Annotated in this window: 20 protein-coding genes; 15 read left to right on the top strand and 5 right to left on the bottom strand. The window is 69.7% G+C overall.

Annotated elements, in window-relative coordinates:
* The first annotated feature begins 77 nt into the window (after nt 1–77).
* The 8 genes from OCQ_RS23420 to OCQ_RS27245 all read left to right on the top strand — a co-directional run bounded on the left by OCQ_RS23420 (nt 78) and on the right by OCQ_RS27245 (nt 8,090).
* Nucleotides 78–1,361 carry an acyl-CoA dehydrogenase family protein gene (locus tag OCQ_RS23420; protein ID WP_009954035.1) on the top strand — a complete coding sequence of 428 codons (1,284 nt, stop codon included), beginning with the start codon at nt 78–80 and terminating at the stop codon, nt 1,359–1,361.
* A gap of 89 nt (nt 1,362–1,450) precedes the next feature.
* Nucleotides 1,451–2,329 carry a trehalose monomycolate transport factor TtfA gene (gene ttfA, locus OCQ_RS23415; protein ID WP_014385929.1) on the top strand — a complete coding sequence of 293 codons (879 nt, stop codon included), beginning with the start codon at nt 1,451–1,453 and terminating at the stop codon, nt 2,327–2,329.
* A 50-nt stretch (nt 2,330–2,379) separates the two neighbouring features.
* Nucleotides 2,380–3,153, top strand: a complete 774-nt coding sequence (locus tag OCQ_RS23410) for an SDR family NAD(P)-dependent oxidoreductase (RefSeq protein ID WP_026071156.1) — start codon at nt 2,380–2,382, stop codon at nt 3,151–3,153.
* Nucleotides 3,140–3,679, top strand: coding sequence for an orotate phosphoribosyltransferase (gene pyrE / locus OCQ_RS23405; protein ID WP_008261506.1), 540 nt, complete (start codon nt 3,140–3,142; stop codon nt 3,677–3,679). The genes OCQ_RS23410 and pyrE overlap by 14 nt, the downstream gene beginning before the upstream one ends.
* A 226-nt stretch (nt 3,680–3,905) precedes the next feature.
* Nucleotides 3,906–4,808: a hypothetical protein gene (locus OCQ_RS23400; RefSeq protein ID WP_014385928.1), complete on the top strand. Its 903-nt coding sequence runs from the start codon at nt 3,906–3,908 to the stop codon at nt 4,806–4,808.
* Nucleotides 4,805–5,452, top strand: a complete 648-nt coding sequence (locus OCQ_RS23395; protein WP_014385927.1) for a TrmH family RNA methyltransferase — start codon at nt 4,805–4,807, stop codon at nt 5,450–5,452. The genes OCQ_RS23400 and OCQ_RS23395 overlap by 4 nt, the downstream gene beginning before the upstream one ends.
* 152 nt (nt 5,453–5,604) lie before the next feature.
* The gene (locus OCQ_RS23390) at nt 5,605–6,744 is read left to right on the top strand and encodes a glycoside hydrolase family 76 protein (RefSeq protein WP_009957191.1); all 1,140 of its coding nucleotides are present in this window, start codon (nt 5,605–5,607) and stop codon (nt 6,742–6,744) included.
* Nucleotides 6,741–8,090 (top strand): 3-oxoacid CoA-transferase, encoded by a 1,350-nt coding sequence (locus OCQ_RS27245; protein WP_009957192.1) that lies wholly within the window; start codon nt 6,741–6,743, stop codon nt 8,088–8,090. Before OCQ_RS23390 ends, OCQ_RS27245 begins: the two co-directional genes overlap by 4 nt.
* 15 nt (nt 8,091–8,105) lie before the next feature.
* Here OCQ_RS27245 and OCQ_RS23380 read toward each other — a convergent pair whose 3' ends face one another.
* A complete protein-coding gene (locus tag OCQ_RS23380) occupies nt 8,106–8,798 on the bottom strand; it encodes a DedA family protein (RefSeq protein ID WP_009957193.1) in 693 nt (230 codons plus the stop codon).
* Between the two features lie 92 nt (nt 8,799–8,890).
* On the opposite strand from OCQ_RS23380, the gene fbaA reads away from it, so the two are divergent.
* Nucleotides 8,891–9,922, top strand: a complete 1,032-nt coding sequence (gene fbaA, locus OCQ_RS23375) for a class II fructose-bisphosphate aldolase (RefSeq protein ID WP_014385926.1) — start codon at nt 8,891–8,893, stop codon at nt 9,920–9,922.
* A gap of 86 nt (nt 9,923–10,008) precedes the next feature.
* Here the strand turns inward: fbaA and OCQ_RS23370 are convergent, their stop codons facing one another.
* Nucleotides 10,009–10,890 (bottom strand): Rv0361 family membrane protein, encoded by an 882-nt coding sequence (locus OCQ_RS23370; RefSeq protein WP_009957195.1) that lies wholly within the window; start codon nt 10,888–10,890, stop codon nt 10,009–10,011.
* A 123-nt stretch (nt 10,891–11,013) separates the two neighbouring features.
* Between OCQ_RS23370 and OCQ_RS23365 the strand changes: the two genes are divergently transcribed.
* Entirely contained in the window at nt 11,014–11,427 is a 414-nt protein-coding gene (locus OCQ_RS23365; RefSeq protein WP_014381301.1) for a DUF3151 domain-containing protein, read from the top strand.
* A 4-nt stretch (nt 11,428–11,431) separates the two neighbouring features.
* Here OCQ_RS23365 and OCQ_RS23360 read toward each other — a convergent pair whose 3' ends face one another.
* From OCQ_RS23360 to OCQ_RS23350, 3 genes are read right to left on the bottom strand one after another with little or no spacing between them, the layout of a single operon-like run.
* Complete coding sequence (locus OCQ_RS23360) at nt 11,432–12,328, bottom strand: cation diffusion facilitator family transporter (RefSeq protein ID WP_009957198.1); 897 nt, start codon at nt 12,326–12,328, stop codon at nt 11,432–11,434.
* Nucleotides 12,329–12,368: 40 nt separating this feature from the next.
* Nucleotides 12,369–13,151 (bottom strand): site-2 protease family protein, encoded by a 783-nt coding sequence (locus tag OCQ_RS23355; RefSeq protein WP_009957199.1) that lies wholly within the window; start codon nt 13,149–13,151, stop codon nt 12,369–12,371.
* Between the two features lie 9 nt (nt 13,152–13,160).
* Complete coding sequence (locus tag OCQ_RS23350; RefSeq protein WP_014383409.1) at nt 13,161–13,808, bottom strand: hypothetical protein; 648 nt, start codon at nt 13,806–13,808, stop codon at nt 13,161–13,163.
* Nucleotides 13,809–14,093: 285 nt separating this feature from the next.
* Between OCQ_RS23350 and OCQ_RS23345 the strand changes: the two genes are divergently transcribed.
* The 5 genes from OCQ_RS23345 (at nt 14,094) to OCQ_RS23325 (ending at nt 18,942) form a co-directional block, all read left to right on the top strand.
* The gene (locus OCQ_RS23345; RefSeq protein WP_014385924.1) at nt 14,094–15,008 is read left to right on the top strand and encodes a histidine phosphatase family protein; all 915 of its coding nucleotides are present in this window, start codon (nt 14,094–14,096) and stop codon (nt 15,006–15,008) included.
* Nucleotides 15,009–15,216: 208 nt separating this feature from the next.
* A complete protein-coding gene (locus tag OCQ_RS23340) occupies nt 15,217–16,515 on the top strand; it encodes an adenylosuccinate synthase (protein WP_014385923.1) in 1,299 nt (432 codons plus the stop codon).
* Nucleotides 16,512–17,159, top strand: coding sequence for a PaaI family thioesterase (locus OCQ_RS23335; protein ID WP_009956038.1), 648 nt, complete (start codon nt 16,512–16,514; stop codon nt 17,157–17,159). Before OCQ_RS23340 ends, OCQ_RS23335 begins: the two co-directional genes overlap by 4 nt.
* Nucleotides 17,160–17,188: 29 nt before the next feature.
* On the top strand, nt 17,189–18,385 hold the full coding sequence (gene purT / locus OCQ_RS23330; protein WP_014943033.1) for a formate-dependent phosphoribosylglycinamide formyltransferase: 1,197 nt from the start codon (nt 17,189–17,191) through the stop codon (nt 18,383–18,385).
* A 116-nt stretch (nt 18,386–18,501) separates the two neighbouring features.
* Nucleotides 18,502–18,942 carry a rhodanese-like domain-containing protein gene (locus OCQ_RS23325; RefSeq protein ID WP_008261475.1) on the top strand — a complete coding sequence of 147 codons (441 nt, stop codon included), beginning with the start codon at nt 18,502–18,504 and terminating at the stop codon, nt 18,940–18,942.
* The last annotated feature ends 7 nt before the right edge of the window (nt 18,943–18,949 follow it).

Raw genomic sequence — 18,949 nt, 5'->3', positions numbered from 1 at the left:
AAACCGCCCAACAAGTCGACGTTCGGCGTTTGGACGCGCATTGGTAGCGTCCCACCGACGGCAGATCGGAGGCCAACATGGCGTGGGACTTCAGCACCGAGCCGGATTTCCAGGCGAAGCTCGACTGGGTCGAGGATTTTTGCCGTGAGGAGATCGAGCCGCTGGACTTCGTGTTCCCCTACGCGGTGCGCTCGCCCGATCCCCGGGTGAAGGCCTACGTGCGCGGTCTGCAACAGCAGATCAAGGACCAGGGGCTGTGGGCGATCTTCCTCGACGAGGAGTTGGGTGGCCCCGGTTTCGGTCAGCTCAAGCTGGCGCTACTGAACGAGGTCATCGGCCGCTACTCCCAGGCCCCGCAGATGTTCGGCGCCGCCGCACCCGACACCGGCAACATGGAGATGCTCGCCGCGTTCGGCACCGAGGAGCAGAAGAAGCGGTGGCTCGAGCCGCTGCTCAACCAGGACATGTTCTCGGCGTATTCGATGACCGAGCCACAGGGCGGATCCGACCCCAGCCTGTTCAAGACCCACGCCGTGCGCGACGGCGACGAGTGGGTCATCAACGGCGAGAAGTGGTTCACCTCGGCGGGACGGGTGGCCGACATCCTCTTCGTGATGTGCACCAACGGCATGTTCGTCGTGCCGCGCCGCACCCCGGGCGTCGAGATCCAGCCGGAGCCGCGCAACCACAACCACATCATCTACAACGACGTCCGGGTTCCGCTCGACCACCTGCTCGGCCCCGAGGACGGCGCCAAGACTCTGGCCCAGCGTCGGCTCGGCGGCGGCCGCATCCACCACGCGATGCGCACCATCGCCCAGTGCCGGCTCGCGTTCGACATGATGTGCGAGCGGGCGCTGTCGCGGGAGTCGCACGGCAAGGTCATCGCGGAGCATCAGATGGTGCAGGAGAAGATCGCCGACTCCTACGCCGCGATCCGCATGCTGCGGCTGCTGGTGCTCGAAACGGCGTGGAAGATCGACAATTCCAGCACCAAGGAGGCCCGCACCGACATCGCGACGGTCAAGTTCACGATGGCCAAGGTGCTGCGCGACGTGTCGTACAACGCCCTGCACATCCTCGGGTCGCTCGGAACCACCGACCTGACGCCGCTGCAGGCGATGTATGCGAGCGCGCCGACGATGGGGCTGGCCGACGGCGCCGACGAGGTCCACAAGGCCACCGTCGCCCGGCGCCTGCTGCGCGACTACAGCCCGCAGCAGCATCCGTACTGGCCGACGGAGTACTTCCCGGCCAAGCGGGAGGCGGCGTGGGCGAAATTCGAGCCGAAGTTCCAGGCAGAACCCGAACTGCGGGCCGCGGCCGAGGACTCCAAGAAGTACTTCGCCCGCCGGCGCTGACGCCCGCCCGGGCCGCAATGCATCCTGTGATTGGGTTGTGACCTGGTCGCCTTCTGTGTTCCGGGCCAATAGCAGATACGCTGTTTTGGATGGTCCCCCTCTGGTTCACGCTCTCCGCGCTGTGCTTTGTCGGCGCGGGGGTGCTGCTGTACGTCGATGTCGACCGTCGGCGCGGACGCAGCAGGCGCCGTAAGTCGTGGGCGCGGTCGCACGGATTCGACTACGAGCGGGAATCGGCCGACATCCTCAAGCGCTGGAAGCGCGGCGTGATGTCGACGGTGGGTGACGTGACCGCGCAGAACGTGGTGCTGGGCCAGATCCGAGGCGAGGCGGTCTACATCTTCGACCTCGAAGAGGTCGCCACGGTGATCGCGCTGCACCGCAAGGTGGGCACCAACGTCGTGGTGGACCTGCGGCTCAAGGGGCTCAAAGAGCCACGGGAGAGCGACATTTGGCTGCTGGGCGCGATCGGGCCGCGGATGGTGTACTCGACCAACCTGGACGCCGCCCGCCGGGCCTGCGACCGCCGCATGGTCACCTTCGCCCACACCGCGCCGGATTCCGCCGAGATCATGTGGAACGAGCAGAACTGGACGCTGGTCGCCATGCCGATCACCAGCACCCGCACCGAGTGGGACGAGGGTCTGCGCACCGTGCGGCAGTTCAACGACCTGTTGCGAGTGCTGCCGCCGCTGCCGGAGGAGACCCCGCAGGAGTCCGGGGCACCGGCGGGACCGCGCAACGCGTCGCCGAGCCGCCCGTTGGCGCCGGCGGGCCGCGCCGAGCTGCCGCCCCGGCGCGCGCAGCAGGATGTGGCCGGCCTGCTCGGGCCCGACGCCGCGCCGGGCCGCCGCGCGGCCGAGCCGGTGCGCCGCGACCAGCCGCGACCGGAGCCGCGCCCCGATACGCTGCGCCGCCCGCCCCCGACCGGGCGCAACGGCCACCAGGCCACCAACTATCAGCGCTGACGGCGGGTAGCCGGGAGGCCGGTGGGGCCGCCGTAACTAGGATGGCGCTCATGCCCCGCCCCGTCGCCCTGATCACCGGGCCCACCTCCGGGATCGGCGCCGGGTACGCGCGACGCTTCGCCCGCGACGGCTACGACCTGGTGCTGGTCGCCCGCGACGCCGATCGGTTGAACCGGCTGGCGGACGAATTGAAGAGCACCGCAGGCGACGTCGAGGTTCTCCCCGCCGACTTGGGCGATGCGGCCGACCGGCAACGGGTGTCCGATCGCCTCGCCGCCGGAGTGCGCGTCCTGGTGAACAACGCCGGCTTCGCGACGTCCGGCGACTTCTGGTCCACCGACCCCGCCGTGCTGCAATCCCAGCTCGACGTCAACGTCACCGCGGTCATGCACCTGACCCGGGCGGCGCTGCCGGGCATGCTCGACGCGGGCGCCGGCACGGTCATCAACATCGCCAGCGTCGCCGGGCTGGTGCCCGGGCGGGGCTCGACGTATTCGGCGTCCAAGGCGTGGGTGATCTCGTTCAGCGAAGGCTTGTCCGTCGGGCTGCAGGGCACCGGGGTTTCGGTGCACGCCGTGTGCCCGGGCTACGTGCGCACCGAATTTCACGCCCGCGCCGGCATCGACATGTCCAAGTCGCCGTCGTTCATGTGGCTCGAGGTCGACGACGTGGTCAGCCAGAGCCTCGCCGACATCGCCCGCGGCAAGGTGATCAGCATCCCGGGTCTGCAGTACAAGGCGATCATCGCCGCCGAGCGGATGATCCCGCGGACCCTGATGCGGGCGGTCACCAAACGAGTCGGTGGTGGCCGTGGCCGAACCTGAGCGCGAGGAGCTGGCCGAACTGGTGCGCCGCCTGGCGGTGGTGCACGGCCGGGTCACGCTGTCGTCCGGCAAGGAGGCCGACTACTACGTCGACCTGCGCCGGGCGACCCTGCACCATCGTGCGTCGGCGCTGATCGGCAAGCTGATGCGCGAGCTGACCAGCGACTGGGACTACGCGGTGGTGGGCGGGCTGACCCTGGGCGCCGACCCGGTGGCCACCGCCATCATGCACGCGCCGGGCCGGCCCATCGACGCTTTCGTTGTGCGCAAGTCCGCCAAAGCCCATGGGCTGCAACGACTTATCGAAGGCTCCGAGGTCTCCGGGCAGCGGGTGCTGGTGGTCGAGGACACCAGCACCACCGGCAACTCGGCGCTCACCGCGGTGCGCGCCGTGCAGGACGCGGGCGGCGAGGTGCTGGGAGTGGCCACCGTGGTGGACCGCGCCACCGGCGCCGCCGAGGCCATCGAGGCCGAGGGGCTGCCGTACCGCAGCGTGCTGGGACTGGCCGAGCTGGGGCTGGGCTAGGTGCCGGCTTTTTCGATGCACCGATTGCCACATCCGCCGCAGCGGTCCCTGGCCGGGGCGATGTGCGTGGTGCCCGCCTCCCAGCGACAACGGCGTCGAGGCGCGCAGGCGCCCGACTTGTCGCTCGGAGGTGGGCAATTCGCCACTCCCTTCCGGCGGGGACTGCTGTGCCGCATGTGGCCCGCGTGGCCGATGCGTTCTGGTCCGACCCCGGGGCGCTAATTCAATGCGGACCATCCTTGCGATCGCCGCGTGCCTGGCGCTCTGCCTGGCCGGCTGCTCATCGACCAACCCCGCCGCCGCGCCCTACGGGGCCCAGGGCGCGCGGCTCGGCGAATCGCTGGTGCTGCTGGGCTGGAACATGTCCGTGTCGAACCTGCGCTGGGATGGCGACTATGTGCTGGTGGACGTCGACGCGAGTCCCGCCTCGACCAAGGACCCGCACGCCAAACCCGAGGACATCCGCTTCGGCCTGTACGGCGCGCTGGCCCACCCCATGGAGGCCGACGGCCTGGGCAGCTGCGAGAACGCGAAGACCGGCGTGCACGACATTCGCGCGACGCTGTCCGCGCCGCCCGACCGGCTCACCGGCACGGTTTGCCTTGGGCCGCTGAAGGATCGGAGTCAGGTCCGCGGCATCTACGGCTACTCGCCGCGCGACCGCATCCCGAACAGCTCGTCGGCCTACCCGGTCGCCTTCCCGGTCGGCCTCCTGCCGACCAACCCCAACGACAGCGGCGGGCTGGCGGTCAAGACCGCCAGCCTCACGGCGTGGCGGGCCGACGGCAAACCGGTGACCAAGGCGCAACTGGGTGATCCGGGGGCGTTCACCGGCAACGGCTACATGCTGCTCGGGTTGGAGGCCACCGCCATCGCGGCCCGCTACCGCGACGAGTCCGCCAAGCGCGGCGGCCCGATGATGTTGCTGGCCTCGCCGACGCTGCCCGCCCCGGGACTCAACCCCGCCTGCGCGACCTACGGCTCGTCGGTGCTGATCCTGCCCGACGCGTCGCTGGACGCGGTGCATGTCAACGCCTCGCTGTGCACCCAGGGGGAGATCAACGACGCGCTGCTCTACGCGACGCTGGCCATTGACGGCACGCACGCCGGGGTGTGGACCCAGCGATGAGCGGACCCGGGCCCACCGAATGGTCCGCGACCCCGCCCGCCGGCGTCGGGCCGTGGCCGGGCGAACCACCCGACGACCCGCGGTATGACCCGATCCTGTTGCGCGAGGGCGACACTCGCAACGTCGTCGACGCCTACCGGTACTGGACCCGGGAAGCCATCGTCGCCGACATCGACCGGCGACGCCATCCGCTGCACGTGGCGATCGAGAACTTCGGTCACGACGCCAACATCGGTTCGGTGGTGCGCACCGCCAACGCCTTCGCCGTGCACACCGTGCACATCGTGGGGCGGCGGCGGTGGAATCGCCGCGGGGCCATGGTGACCGACCGCTATCAGCGGCTGTGCCACCACGACAGCACCGCCGAGCTGCTCGACTTCGCGGCGGACGCCGGCCTGACCGTCGTCGCCGTCGACAACGTCCCGGGCGCGGCGCGGCTCGAGGAGACCGCGCTGCCGCGCGAGTGCCTGCTGGTGTTCGGTCAGGAGGGGCCCGGCATCACCGACGACACCCGCAGCGGCGCGACCCTGACGGTGTCGATCGCCCAGTTCGGCTCGACGCGCAGCATCAACGCCGGCGTCGCCGCCGGGATCGCCATGCACACCTGGGTGGAGCAGCACGCCGACCTGTCCCGCGCCTGGTGACACCCGCCGGGCGCGTTGAGTGTGAACCGGCGGCGTTGATTGTGCGCTGACGGCGGGCCAGCTCGGCGTGTCGCCGCCGCACATGCACACCGAAAGCCCTGCGTTCACACTCGACGCCGCGCGCTCACACGCATGGGGCAGGATCGGCAGGTATGGATCAGCTATGGGCCAACCGGGCGGCCAGCTGCGAAGCCGCTGTCACACAACGGCACCTGAAGCGGCTGTGGGGTCTACCCGCCACACAGCTCGGGGTGGTGGCCTGGCCGGCGCAGCGCAAAGACCGGCTGTTCGGGACCTGGCACTACTGGTGGCAGGCGCATCTGCTGGACTGCCTCATCGACGCCCAGCAGCGTGATCCCCAGCCCCACCGGCACACCGAGATCAACCGGCAGGTCCGTTCGCACCGGCTGCGCAACAACTTCTCGTGGATCAACAACTACTACGACGACATGGCCTGGCTGGCGCTGGCGCTCGAACGTGCCGCGCGCATCGCCGGCGTCGAGCGCCGAAAAGCGTTGCCCAAGCTGGCGAACCAATTCCTGACGGCGTGGTCGCCCGAGGACGGCGGCGGCATCCCCTGGCGCAAGCAGGACAAGTTCTTCAACGCCCCCGCCAACGGCCCCGCGGGGATCTTCCTCGCCCGGTACGGCGATCACCTGAAACGTGCCGAGCAGATGGCGAATTGGATCGAGGCGACGCTCATCGACCCCGAGACGCACCTGGTGTTCGACGGCATCAAGGCGGGGTCGCTGGTGCGCGCGCAGTACACGTACTGCCAGGGCGTGGTGCTGGGGCTCGAGACCGAGCTGGCCGCCCGCGCCGGGGTGGAGGTGAGGGCCCGGCACGCCGCGCGGGTGCATCGGCTGGTCGCGGCGGTGCGCGAGCACATGGCCCCGGCGGGCGTGCTGGTCGGCACCGGCGGCGGCGACGGCGGCCTGTTCGCCGGTGTGACCGCCCGCTACCTGGCGCTGGTGGCGACCACGCTGCCGGGGGATTCGCCGGAGGACGCGATGGCCCGCGACACCGCCCGCCAGATCGTGCTGGCCAGCGGGAAGTCGGCGTGGGACTACCGCCAGACGGTGGACGGGCTGCCGGTGTTCGGCCCGTTCTGGGATCGCGACGCCCAGGTGCCCACCGCGGACGGCAAAGAGGCGGAGTTCGTCGAGGGCGCGGTGATGGCCTCCGAGGTCGCCGAGCGGGACCTGTCGGTGCAGCTGTCGGGGTGGATGCTCATGGAGGCCGCCTGTAACGTCTCCGCCGAATCGTCGCACGAGGACAGGAGCGCCCTGTGAAGAAAGTCCACCCCGACGCGGAGTCGGCGCTGCACGGCCTGCTGAAGGACGGCATCACCATCGCCGCCGGCGGCTTCGGCCTGTGCGGCATCCCGGAGAAGCTGATCCGGGCCCTGGTGGACAGCGGCATCAAGGATCTCACCATCGTCGGAAACAACGCCGGCGTAGACGATTTCGGCATGGGCCTGCTGCTCAAGGGCAGGCAGGTGAAGAAGGTGATCGCCTCCTATGTGGGGGAGAACAAGGAGTTCGAGCGGCAGGTGCTGGCCGGCGAGCTCGACCTCGCGCTCACGCCCCAGGGCACGCTGGCGGAGAAGCTGCGGGCCGGCGGCGCCGGCATACCCGGGTTCTACACGCGCACGGCCTACGGCACCAATCTCGCCGAGGGCAAGGACACCCGGGTCTTCGACGGTACGGAATACGTTCTGGAAGAAGGCATCCGGGCGGACGTGGCGCTCGTCAAGGCGTGGAAGGGCGACACGGCGGGCAACCTCGTCTACCGCAAGACGGCGCGCAACTTCAACCCCATGATCGCCACCTGCGCGGCGGTCACGGTGGCCGAGGTCGAGGAGCTGGTCGAGGTCGGCGAGCTGGATCCGGACCTGATCCACACCCCCGGCATCTACGTGGACCGCATCATCGAGGGCACCGGCTACGAGAAGCGCATCGAGTTCCGCACCACCAGCGGCGGCGCAGCGCTGAAGAACGACAGCCCTATTCGCGAGCTCATGGCCCAGCGCGCGGCCCGCGAATTGCGCGACGGCTACTACGTGAACCTGGGCATCGGCATCCCGACGTTGGTGGCCAACTTCATTCCCGACGACATCAACGTCACGCTGCAGTCGGAGAACGGCTTGCTCGGCATCGGGGCCTACCCGAGCGAGGACAGCGTGGACCCCGATCTCATCAACGCCGGCAAGCAGACCATCACGAGCCTGCCCGGCTCCAGCTTTTTCAGCAGCGCCGACTCCTTCGCGATGATCCGCGGCGGCCACATCGACCTGTCGATCCTGGGCGCGCTCGAGGTGGCCGAGAACGGCGACCTGGCCAACTGGATGGTGCCCGGCAAGATGGTCAAAGGGCCCGGCGGCGCAATGGATCTCGTGTCGGGTGTCAAGCGGGTGATCGTCGTCATGGACCACACCGCGAAAGACGGCAGCCCGAAAATCCTCAAGCAATGCACGTTGCCGCTGACCGGCAAGGGCGTCGTCGACATGATCATCACCAACCTGTGCGTCTTCGACGTCGAGCCGGGGCAGGGGCTGGTGCTCACGGAACTGCATCCCGGGGTGACGGTCGAGGACGTCCGCGCCAAGACCGGCTGCGATTTCACCGTCGCGGTCTGAGCCGCGCGCGGGCCGCTACTCGGAGGCCGGCAGCTTCTCGGGTTCCCTGTCGGCGGTCTCCGTCACGCGGCGGCGGCCCCGATAGCCGCGCCAGGCAGCGATGAACGCCGGGATCATCGACACGAACAGGATGGCGAGGATGATCTTTTCCAGGTTGTGGTGCACGAACGGCACGTTGCCCAAGAAGTAGCCCGCGAGGGTCGCGCCGCCGCCCCAGGCGATGCCGCCGACGATGTCGAACCCCAAGAACAGCGGATAGCGCATGTAGGACACCCCGGCGATCACCGGGACGAACGTCCGCACGAACGGCGCGAACCGGGCCAGGATGATCGCCCAGGGCCCGTACTTCTCGAAGAACGCGTGTGACTCGGTCACGTAGTGCTTCTTGAAGAACCGCGAGTCTTCCTTCTTGAACAGCGCGGGCCCGATCCGCCGCCCGATGAAATATCCGGTCTGATCGCCCAGGACCGCGACCGTGGCGACGCACGGCGCCAGCACCCAGATGCTGACCGGTGGGTGCGGATGCGCGGCCAGCAGACCGCCGGTGAACAGCAGCGACTCGCCGGGCAGCAACGGAAACAGCAGCCCGGTCTCGATGAAGACGATGACCAGGATCCCGGGCAGCACCGCCGACCCGAAGACGCCGTCGGCGCCCAACCAATACATCGGGTCGAGGATGGCGGGCAGGGCCGTCACGGCGGTACTCATGATCCATCAACATACCGGCCCGCGGTGAGCCGCCCGCCGACCTGGACGATACTGGGTGGACCCGGCCGCAGAAGGGGCAGAAGGGAGTTGCCATGCCCATCGCCACGCCCGAGGTCTACGCCGAGATGCTGCGCCGCGCCAAGGAGCACTCGTACGCCTTCCCCGCGATCAACTGCACCTCGTCGGAGACGGTGAACGCCGCCCTCAAGGGCTTCGCCGATGCCGGCAGCGACGGAATCATCCAATTCTCCACCGGCGGAGCCGAATTCGCGTCCGGCCTCGGAATCAAGGACATGGTCGCCGGGGCGGTGGCGCTGGCCGAGTTCACCCGATCCATCGCGGCCAGGTACCCGATCAACGTCGCGCTCCACACCGACCATTGCCCCCAGGACAAGCTCGACACCTACGTCCGCCCGCTGCTGTCGATCTCGGCCGAGCGGGTCAGCAGGGGCGGCGAGCCGTTGTTCGGATCACACATGTGGGACGGGTCGGCGGTGCCGATCGACGAGAACCTGGCGATCGCCCGGGAACTGCTCACCGAGGCGTCGGCCGCCAAGATCATCCTCGAGATCGAGATCGGCGTGGTGGGCGGGGAAGAGGACGGCGTCGCCAACGAGATCAACGACAAGCTCTACACCACGCCGGAGGACTTCGAGAAGACCATCGACGCGCTGGGCCACGGCGAGCACGGCAAGTATCTGCTGGCCGCCACGTTCGGCAACGTGCACGGCGTGTACAAGCCCGGCAACGTCAAGCTGCGCCCCGACATCCTGGCCCATGGCCAGAAGGTGGCGGCGGCCAAGCTCGGGTTGCCCGACGACACGAAACCGTTCGACTTCGTCTTTCACGGCGGCTCCGGATCCGAGAAGTCGGAGATCGAGGAGGCCCTGCGTTACGGCGTGGTGAAGATGAACGTCGACACCGACACGCAGTACGCGTTCACCCGCCCGATCGCCGGCCACATGTTCACCAACTACGACGGCGTGCTGAAGGTCGACGGCGACGTCGGGGCCAAGAAGGCCTACGACCCCCGCAGCTACCTCAAGAAGGCCGAGGCGTCGATGTCCGAGCGGGTGGTCCAGGCGTGCACGGACCTGCACTGCGCCGGAACGTCGATCGCCTGACCCCGTCGAGCGTCGACTTCTGCGGCTGAATCCGCCCCATTTCGCGCAACAACTCCACGTTCGGCGGGCAGGGGCGGGCTAGCGGGTCAGCCGCTGGCGGACTGGCAGATCTTCCACTGGTCGTCGCGGTACTGCAGGTCCAGGCTGCGGGTGGAGCGCACCTGCGGGTCGTAGGCCATGAACGTGGTGACGTTGGCCTCGGCGTGCTGGCCGTTGACGACGACCTGGTCGATGCTGGCGATCACCGGATACTGCTTGGCCGCCGAGACCCGCCGGTACGTTTCGTCCCAGGAACGTTCGTCGTAATCGGCGTAGCCGTCGCGGGTGGTGCCGCAGGTGATGGTGCGCAGCGTGGTCAGGTCGCCCCGCTGAATCGCGACGTCGAAGTTGCCGATGGTGTGCCGGACCTGGTCTTCCTGCGAGACGCCGGTGTGTTTGCCCCGGGTAAGCAGCACCGTGCCCAGGATCGCGATCGCCGCCAGCGCCAGCACGATCACGACGATCGCCAGTATCCACCCCCAGTTGAATTGCCTGGACGTGCGCAGCTTCCCGCCGAGCCGGGGTGGGATCGATTGCGGGACAGCGGCTTTGGGCGGGGCCCCGAACTGCGCGGTCCCGTCCTGTCCCGGCGTGGCGAAGACCTCGGTGGCGGGCTCCGGGGTGGTGGAGATGATCGTGGTCTCTTTCGCGTCAAACCCCGGGGCGGTGAAGCGACGCTCGCGCTGCGGTGCCTCCGGCACTTCCTGGGGACCGCTGCGCGGATCGGGTTTGTTGATCACCACGGTCTCGGTCTCGGCGTCGTTGGGGACCATGGGCACGCTCTCGGTGGCGTCGTCACCGGTCTCGAAGCCGGCTTCGGGGCCGGATTCGGCCCCCCACTCGTCGCTCGGATCGTTGCGAGACTCGCGTGGATCGAACCCGGGCCGGTTCGGCGGGCCGCCGCGGTCGGGCTCGGATGGGTTGGGCATGAGTACTACTGTCCTCCCGCTGTCGAGTGGGGTAGTTGCAGAGCTTAGCGACCGAGACCCCGGCCCGGGGCGATGGCCGAGGTGCGTCCTGCGGGCAAAACGGGCGAGCTGCAGAATAGAGCCATGACGCCGATGAAGGATCTGCTAGGGCCCGACCCGATCCTGCTGCCCGGGGACCCCGACACCGAGGCGGAACTGCTGGCCGGCGAGAAGCCGGGCATCGTCGCCGCCGCGCATCCGACGGCGTCGCTGGCCTGGGCGGCGCTGGCCGAGCAGGCGCTGGCCGACGACCAGGCCATTACCGCGTACGCGTACGCCCGCACCGGCTATCACCGCGGCCTGGACCAGCTGCGCCGGAACGGCTGGAAGGGTTTTGGCCCCGTCCCGTATTCGCACGAGCCCAACCGCGGCTTCCTGCGCTGTGTGGCCGCGCTGGCGCGCGCCGCCGACACGATCGGCGAAACCGACGAGTACGCACGGTGCCTGGACCTGCTCGACGACTGCGACCCCGAGGCGCGCAAAGCGCTTGGGCTGTAACGCCTTAAAAGCTTTCCGAGCAATCGGTGTCGTCGGGGCAGTCGATCTGAACGGTGGCGTGTTCCAGCCCGCGGGCCGATAGCACCGCCCGCGCGTCATGCAGGACCCGGGCGGGGTCCCCGGTGCTGGTCAGGTGCGCCGTGCACATGTCTTTGCCCGGCGACAGCGTCCACACGTGCAGGTCGTGCACCCCGGTCACGCCGTCGACGGCGCCGAGGGCGCTGCGCAGCTCCTCGACGTCGATGTGGGTCGGTGACGATTCGGAAAGGATCCGCAGCGCGTCGCGTGCGAGCGCGATCGCCCGGGGCAGCACCCAGAGCGCGACGAGCACGGCAACCACCACGTCGGCGTAGGGCCAGTGCGTCGTCACGGTGACCATGCCTGCGATCAGCACGCCCAGGCTGCCGACGGTGTCGGCGACGACCTCCATGTAGGCGCCCTTGACGGCCAGGCTCCCCGACGAGTGGGACCGCAGCAGCAGCGCGACGGCGAAGTTGGCGGCCAGCCCGGCCAGCGCGACGACGATCATCGGCACGCCCGGGACGGCGGGCGCCTCGCTGAGCCGCCGGACGGCCTCGTAGAGGATGAACGCCGCCACCCCGATCAGCAGGCCCGCGTTCGCGACGGCGGTGAATACCTCGGCGCGATGCCAGCCATACGTGCGGGCCGGCGACGAGCTGCCGCGGCGGGCCAGCGTGACGGCGGCCAGCCCCATGAACACGGCGACCACGTCGGTCAGCATGTGGCCGGCGTCGGCCAGCAGCGCGATCGAGTTGATCAGCAGCGAGGTCGCCAGTTCCACGACGAAGAACGCCGCCAGGATCGCCGCGGCGGTGACCATGCGCGGGATCAGCCGAGCGTCGTCCGTCTCGGCCGGGGTGTGATTGTGGCCGGCGCCCATGTCCGGAAATATATGCGTGACGACGCATATATGGCAAGGGTCAGAACCAGCGGCTCCAGAAGCGGGTCAGCCCGTTGCCCCAGCTCACCAGCACGTCCGGCACGCCGGACAGGTCGAACAGCGACAACACGATCCCGAAGAACCAGTGGTTGAGCACCGGCGCCAGGAGCAGGAACAGCAGGATGACGAAGCCCCATTGCTTGGCCGGGGCCAGTGCGCGCTGCGTCTCGGGGTTCAGGTGCGGTTCCAGGGCGTCGTAGCCGTCCAGCCCGGGGATGGGCAGCAGGTTCAGCACGACGGCGGTGAGCTGAAGGAATCCCAGGAACGCCACCGCGGCCCACAGCACCACGTGCGTCGGGTCGAAGAACAACCGGATCAGCGCCAGCAACAGCGCCGCCAGCACCAGGTTGGCCGCCGGCCCGGCCAGGCTGACCAGCGTGCGACGGGCCGGCGTCATGAACCACGTCCGCACGTAGACCGCCGCCCCGGGCAGGCCGATCCCGCCCAGCGCGACGATCACCAACGGCAGCACGAGCGACAGCGCCGGATGGGCGTAGCGGCGGGGATCCAGCGTCAGGTACCCGCGCACGGCCGCGTCGTGGTCGCCGAACCGCCAGGCGGTGACCGCGTGCCCGAACTCGTGCAGGCACAGCGACACCAGCCAGCCGGCGATCACGAAGATGAACACCCCGACATAGGCGAGCGGCCGCGCGCTGTAGCCGGCCTGCCAGGCCAGTCCACCACCGACCGCCGTCAACCCGAGCAGGGCCAAAAAGATCGGGCTGGGCCGGACCGATTCGCGTTGGGGCGAGGGGAAGCTCACCGCACGAAACTATCGGACCAGCAGCCAGCCCTCGATGTTGCGGTAGAACGCCGAGCGGCGGCCGGGCCGGGGGGCGGGGACGCCGTCGCGCAGCACGACGACGCCCGTGCTGCCGAGCTGGGCCGCGCGGCCGGTGACCCACCGGCGCCAGCGCCCCTGGAGCGAGGCCCGCAGGCCGGGCATGGCCAGCGTCGGCTCGACGAGCACGCCGGCGGCGTCGCCGTCGAACAACGTGGTGTCGTCGACGACCGCCTCGCCGTGGATCACCCGCTCGCCGTCCGGCGGCACCCAGGCGGCGCGCCCGACGACCACCGAGCCGGTCTCGTCGCGGATCAGCGTCACCCGTTGCGCGGAACCGCGGACGGCCCGGCGCGCCGCCCGGCGCGCAGCGGGCAGGCGATAGATCCGGGTCGCCCGGGTGCGCCGCCGCGGCACGTAGGCCACCTCGACGTCGAGCCGCTCCGCGCGCAGCAGCCGGGTCAGCACCGCCGCCAGGTCGGCGTCGGCGCCCACCACGACCAGGCGCGGGAAGGGGCCTATCGCGGCGTCGAGGTCGGGTTCGCCGGCGATGCGGTGGGCGCGCAACCCCCGCAACGGGCCGTAGGTCCGCCCGTGCGTGAACACCAGGACCGCGGCGGCCGGATCGTCTTGTGTCACAAGCTATCCAATCAAGCTGTTCCAATCTGTTTGACTTCCAACGACTCTGGCTCGATCAATGGGCCATAACGACACAGTCACAACATGGTGTCGGACTGCGAAAGTTGTTGCGGCGCCGCCTGGAAACACCCGGATACTTTACTCCTGCCACAGGGCCTACGTTGTGCGGAATCCCGCCAACGAGTGGCTGAGAGAACGGAGAACGACCATTCGCCGCCTCACCCCCATTTTCTCCGCCGTGCGGCCCGCGCCGCTCGGGTACGGCGCCGGCCCCGCCCGCCTCCGTTGCTGACGACGCACCTCGGTCGCCTTGGCGCCGTGCTGCTTTCGGCCGTCCTGCTGTGCCTCGCATCGGCGCGGGCGTCGGCCGACGAGTCGATCGTGATCGATTTGGTGCGCCACGGGCAGTCGGTGGCCAACGCCGCGAGGGTGATCGATACGGCGGTGCCCGGGGCCGCGCTCACCGCGCTTGGCCAACAACAGGCGCAGGACGTCGCCAATGTGCTCGCGGCGAAGGGCCCGGTCGCCGCGATCTTCGCGTCGCAGTTGATCAGGACGCAGCAGACCGCGGCGCCGTTGGCGGCGGCGTTGGGGATGAATGTGCAGGTGCTGCCCGGGCTCAACGAGATCGACGCGGGCATCTTCAACGGGATGCCGCAGTTCAGCCTGGCGGGGCTGGCGTACCTGCTGGCACCGGTCGCGTGGTTGCTCGGGCTGCGCGTCGTGCCGATGCTCGCGCCGGGCTCGGCCGACCCCAACGGGTACGAGTTCCACAGGCGTTTCAGCGGCGCGCTCCAGACGATGTCCGGCAACGCGGCGACGACCGCGAGCGGCTTCAACGACATGCTCGCAAGGATGTACGGCAGCGCGTTGGCCAACCCGGTCCGCGCGTCCGACGGCAGGATCAGAGAGGTCGCGTTCTCCAGCGAATTCGACATCGGCATCGGGACGATGACGACCGTCACAAACCCCGAACAGTTGCTCCTGCTTTTCGACCCGCTGCCCAACACCGGCATCGTCGAGATCCAGGGCAATCCCCACGATGGCTGGACGCTGGTCAGCTGGAACGGGAAACCGGCGTGGCCCGGTTGGGCGGCCAAGCGATACGACCGTGACGCCAACGGCCTGTGCCTGATGCTGGACGCGCCGTCGCGCAACGGCGTGTGCGCGGCGAAGCCGCCGGTGGCGGCAAGCCCCTGAGCACCATGCGAGGCCCGACGTCTAGGATCGCCACGTGAGCGCGGCAAGCAAAGACGCGTGCAGCTACGCGCACGGTCACGACGCGGCCAACCGAGGCGCCGTCACCCGACGGCAGTGCGAGCCATCGGGCGATGTCGAAAACCGTTGCAGCGGTGCAAGATCTGGCGTTCTGCCAGCAGAACCACAGTAGGCAGGCGGGAGCAAACTCATGCCGGCAATCGTCCTGATCGGCGCCCAGTGGGGCGACGAGGGCAAAGGTAAGGCCACCGACCTGCTGGGTGGGCGGGTGCAGTGGGTGGTGCGCTACCAGGGTGGCAACAACGCCGGGCACACGGTCGTCTTGCCGACGGGGGAGAACTTCGCCCTGCACCTGATCCCGTCGGGCGTGCTCACGCCCGGCGTCACCAACGTCATCGGCAACGGTGTGGTGATCGACCCCGGCGTGCTGCTCGACGAGCTCAAAGGCCTCGAAGACCGCGGTGTCGACACCTCGAGGCTGCTGATCTCCGCCGACGCGCACCTGCTGTTGCCCTACCACGTGGCCATCGACAAGGTCACCGAGCGCTACATGGGCAACAAGAAGATCGGCACCACCGGCCGCGGCATCGGGCCCTGCTACCAGGACAAGATCGCCCGGATCGGAATCCGCGTCGCCGACGTGCTCGACCGGGAGGTGTTGACCCACAAGGTCGAGGCCGCGCTGGAGCTGAAGAACCAGATCTTGGTCAAGATCTACAACCGCAAGGCGCTCGACCCGCACCAGGTGGTCGAGGCCCTGCTCGAGCAGGCGGAGGGTTTCGCGCACCGCATCGCGGATACCCGGCTGTTGCTCAACACCGCGCTGGAGTCCGGCGAAACCGTGTTGCTGGAGGGTTCGCAGGGCACCCTGCTCGACGTCGACCACGGCACGTATCCCTATGTGACGTCGTCGAATCCGACGGCGGGCGGGGCGGCGGTGGGTTCGGGGATCGGGCCGACGCGGATCACCGCGGTGCTGGGCATCCTCAAGGCCTACACCACCCGCGTGGGCTCCGGCCCGTTCCCCACCGAGTTGTTCGACGAGAACGGCGAATACCTGTCCAAGACCGGGGGCGAATTCGGCGTCACCACCGGGCGGCGCCGGCGGTGCGGCTGGTTCGACGCCGTCATCGCCCGCTATGCCACCCGGGTCAACGGCATCACCGACTACTTCCTGACCAAGCTCGACGTGCTGTCCAGCCTGGAAACCGTTCCCGTGTGCGTCGGCTACCAGATCGACGGGGCACGCATCCACGAGATGCCGATGACCCAAAGCGATTTGCACCGCGCCGAGCCGATCTACGAGGAGCTGCCCGGCTGGTGGGAGGACATCTCGCACGCCCGCGAGTTCGACGACCTGCCCGCCAAGGCCCGCGACTACGTGCTTCGGCTCGAAGAGCTTGCGGGAGCCCATGTTTCGTGCATCGGTGTGGGACCCGGGCGCGAACAGACCATCGTGCGCCGCGACGTCCTGGCGGCCCGCGCGTGACGGACCCGGAACCGAACCCGATCGACCTCGATCCCGAATACGAACACCACGGCGGCTTCCCGGAGTACGGGCCCGCCAGCCCCGGACCCGGCTTCGCCCGGTTCGTCGCCTCGATGCGCCGGCTGCAGGACCTCGCCGTGTCGGCCGACCCGGGCGACGACGTCTGGGACGACGCCGCCGACCGGGTCGCGGCGCTGACCGAGCTGCTGGGGCCGTTTCAGGCCGAGGCCGAGGGCCAGGCGCCCGCGGGCCGCACCCCCGACCTGCCGGGCATGGGCAGCCTGCTGCTGCCGCCGTGGGTGCTGACGCGGTACGACCCCGAGGGCGTCGAAATGACCGGCCACTTCAGCCGCTTCCACGTCGGCGGCAACCACGCGGTGCACGGCGGCGTGCTGCCGCTGCTGTTCGACCACATGTTCGGCATGATCTCCCACGCCGCCAACCGGCCCATCAGCCGCACGGCCTTCCTGCACGTCGACTACCGCAAGGTCACCCCGATCGACGTGCCGCTGCTGGTGCGTGGCCGGGTCACCGGCACCGAGGGCCGCAAGGCGTTCGTCTCCGCCGAATTGGTCGACGAGGAGCAGACCGTGCTGGCCGAGGGCAACGGCCTGATGGTGCGGCTGCTTCCCGGTCAGCCCTAGCACTCGCCGAACCGACCTATCCTTGAGCCGTGACTGACGGCGTGACGGACGGACGCGACGACGAGACGACGGCGCTCGTCGTGCCCCCACCGGCCCCCGCCGACGCGCGCCCGACGGTGCTGCTGCTGGGTTCCGGCGAGATCAGCCGGGAGCTGGCGATCGCCCTGGGACGCCTCGGGGCCCGGGTGATCGCCGCCGACCGGTACCCCCACGCGCCCGCGCACGGGGTCGCCGACCAGGCGCTGGTGCTCGACATGACCGACGCCGACGAGCTGGCGCAGGCGATCGGGCGGCTGCAACCCACCCTCGTCGTCACCACCACCGACGCGGTCGCCACCGGGGCCCTCGACGCCCTCGACGGCGAGCTGGTGCCCAGCGCCCGCGCCGTGCGGCTCACCGCCGACCGCGAAGGGCTGCGCCGGCTGGCCGCCGACGAGCTGGGGCTGCCCACCGCGCCGTTCTGGTTCGTCGGATCGCTGGGCGAACTCGAGGCGGTCGGCGCGCACGCCGGGTACCCGCTGCTGGTCAAGCCGGTGGCCGGGCCGACCGGGCAGCGGCAGTCGGTGGTGGCGCGCCGCGAGGACATCGAACCCGCCTGGCGCCGCGCGGTGGGCGACCAGTCCTCCGCCCGGGTGCTGGCCGAAACCGTGGTCGAGGTCGAGTTCTACGTGACCCTGCTGGCGGTCCGCAGCGAGGGCCCGTCGGGGCCGGCCATCGAATTCTGCTCACCCATCGGGCACCGCGGGTCCGACGGGCAGGTGCTGGAATCCTGGCAGCCCCAGAAGATGAGCGCGGCCGCGACGGACGCCGCGAGGTCGATCGCCGCGCGGATCGTCAAGGCGCTGGGCGGGCGCGGCGTGTTCGGGGTCGAATTGATGGTCAACGGCGACGAGGTGTACTTCGCCGACGTCACGTCGCGCCCGGCCGACAGCGCCTGGGTGACCCTGCGCAGCCAGCGACTTTCGGCGTTCGAGCTGCAGGCCCGCACCATCCTGGGCCTGCCGGTGGACACCATGATGGTGTCGCCGGCCGCCGCCCGGGTGGCGGGCCCGGCCGATCCCCATGACCCCGCCGCGTTGATCGGCGCGCTGAGCGTGCCGGAGAGCGACCTGCGCGTCTCCGGGAGCGGGTTCCGGGCGTTGGCGACCGCGCCGGAGGTGACGGCGGCCCGCGAGCGCGCCGGCCAGGCCGCCGAACGGCTGGCCGCCCCGGCGCCCCGCGGCTGAGCCCCGAGATGCGCGCGGCGCCGGTCTCGATACGATCGCAGGTCAGGTAGCGCCGCGCGGGGGGCAATCTCGCCGGGGTGGCTGACGATGCGTACGAAGGACGAGGGAATACGAGCATGAGCACAGAGCGCGGACACTCCTACGCGGGCGACATCTCGCCCCTGGAGGCATGGAAACTGCTCAGCGACAATCCGAACGCCGTGCTGGTCGACGTGCGCACCGACGCCGAATGGCGATTCGTCGGGGTGCCCGATCTGTCCAGCCTCGGCCGCGAGGTGCTGTTCCTCGAGTGGAATTCCTCCGACGGCAGGCCCAACGCGAACTTCGCCGACCAGCTGCGCGAGCAGGTGGCGCCGGCCGAAACCGACGCGGATCGCCCGGTGCTGTTTTTGTGTCGCTCCGGAAACCGCTCCATCGGCGCCGCCGAGGTGGCGACCCAGCTGGGCATCACGCCGGCCTACAACATCCTGGACGGCTTCGAGGGCCAGCTGGACGCCAACGGTCATCGCGGCGAGTCGGGCTGGCGGGCGATCGGATTGCCTTGGAAGCAAGGTTGATCCGGGC

This window comes from Mycobacterium paraintracellulare (genome assembly GCF_000276825.1).
Lineage (GTDB): Bacteria > Actinomycetota > Actinomycetes > Mycobacteriales > Mycobacteriaceae > Mycobacterium > Mycobacterium intracellulare.
This window is presented reverse-complemented; position numbering and strand designations above follow the sequence as displayed.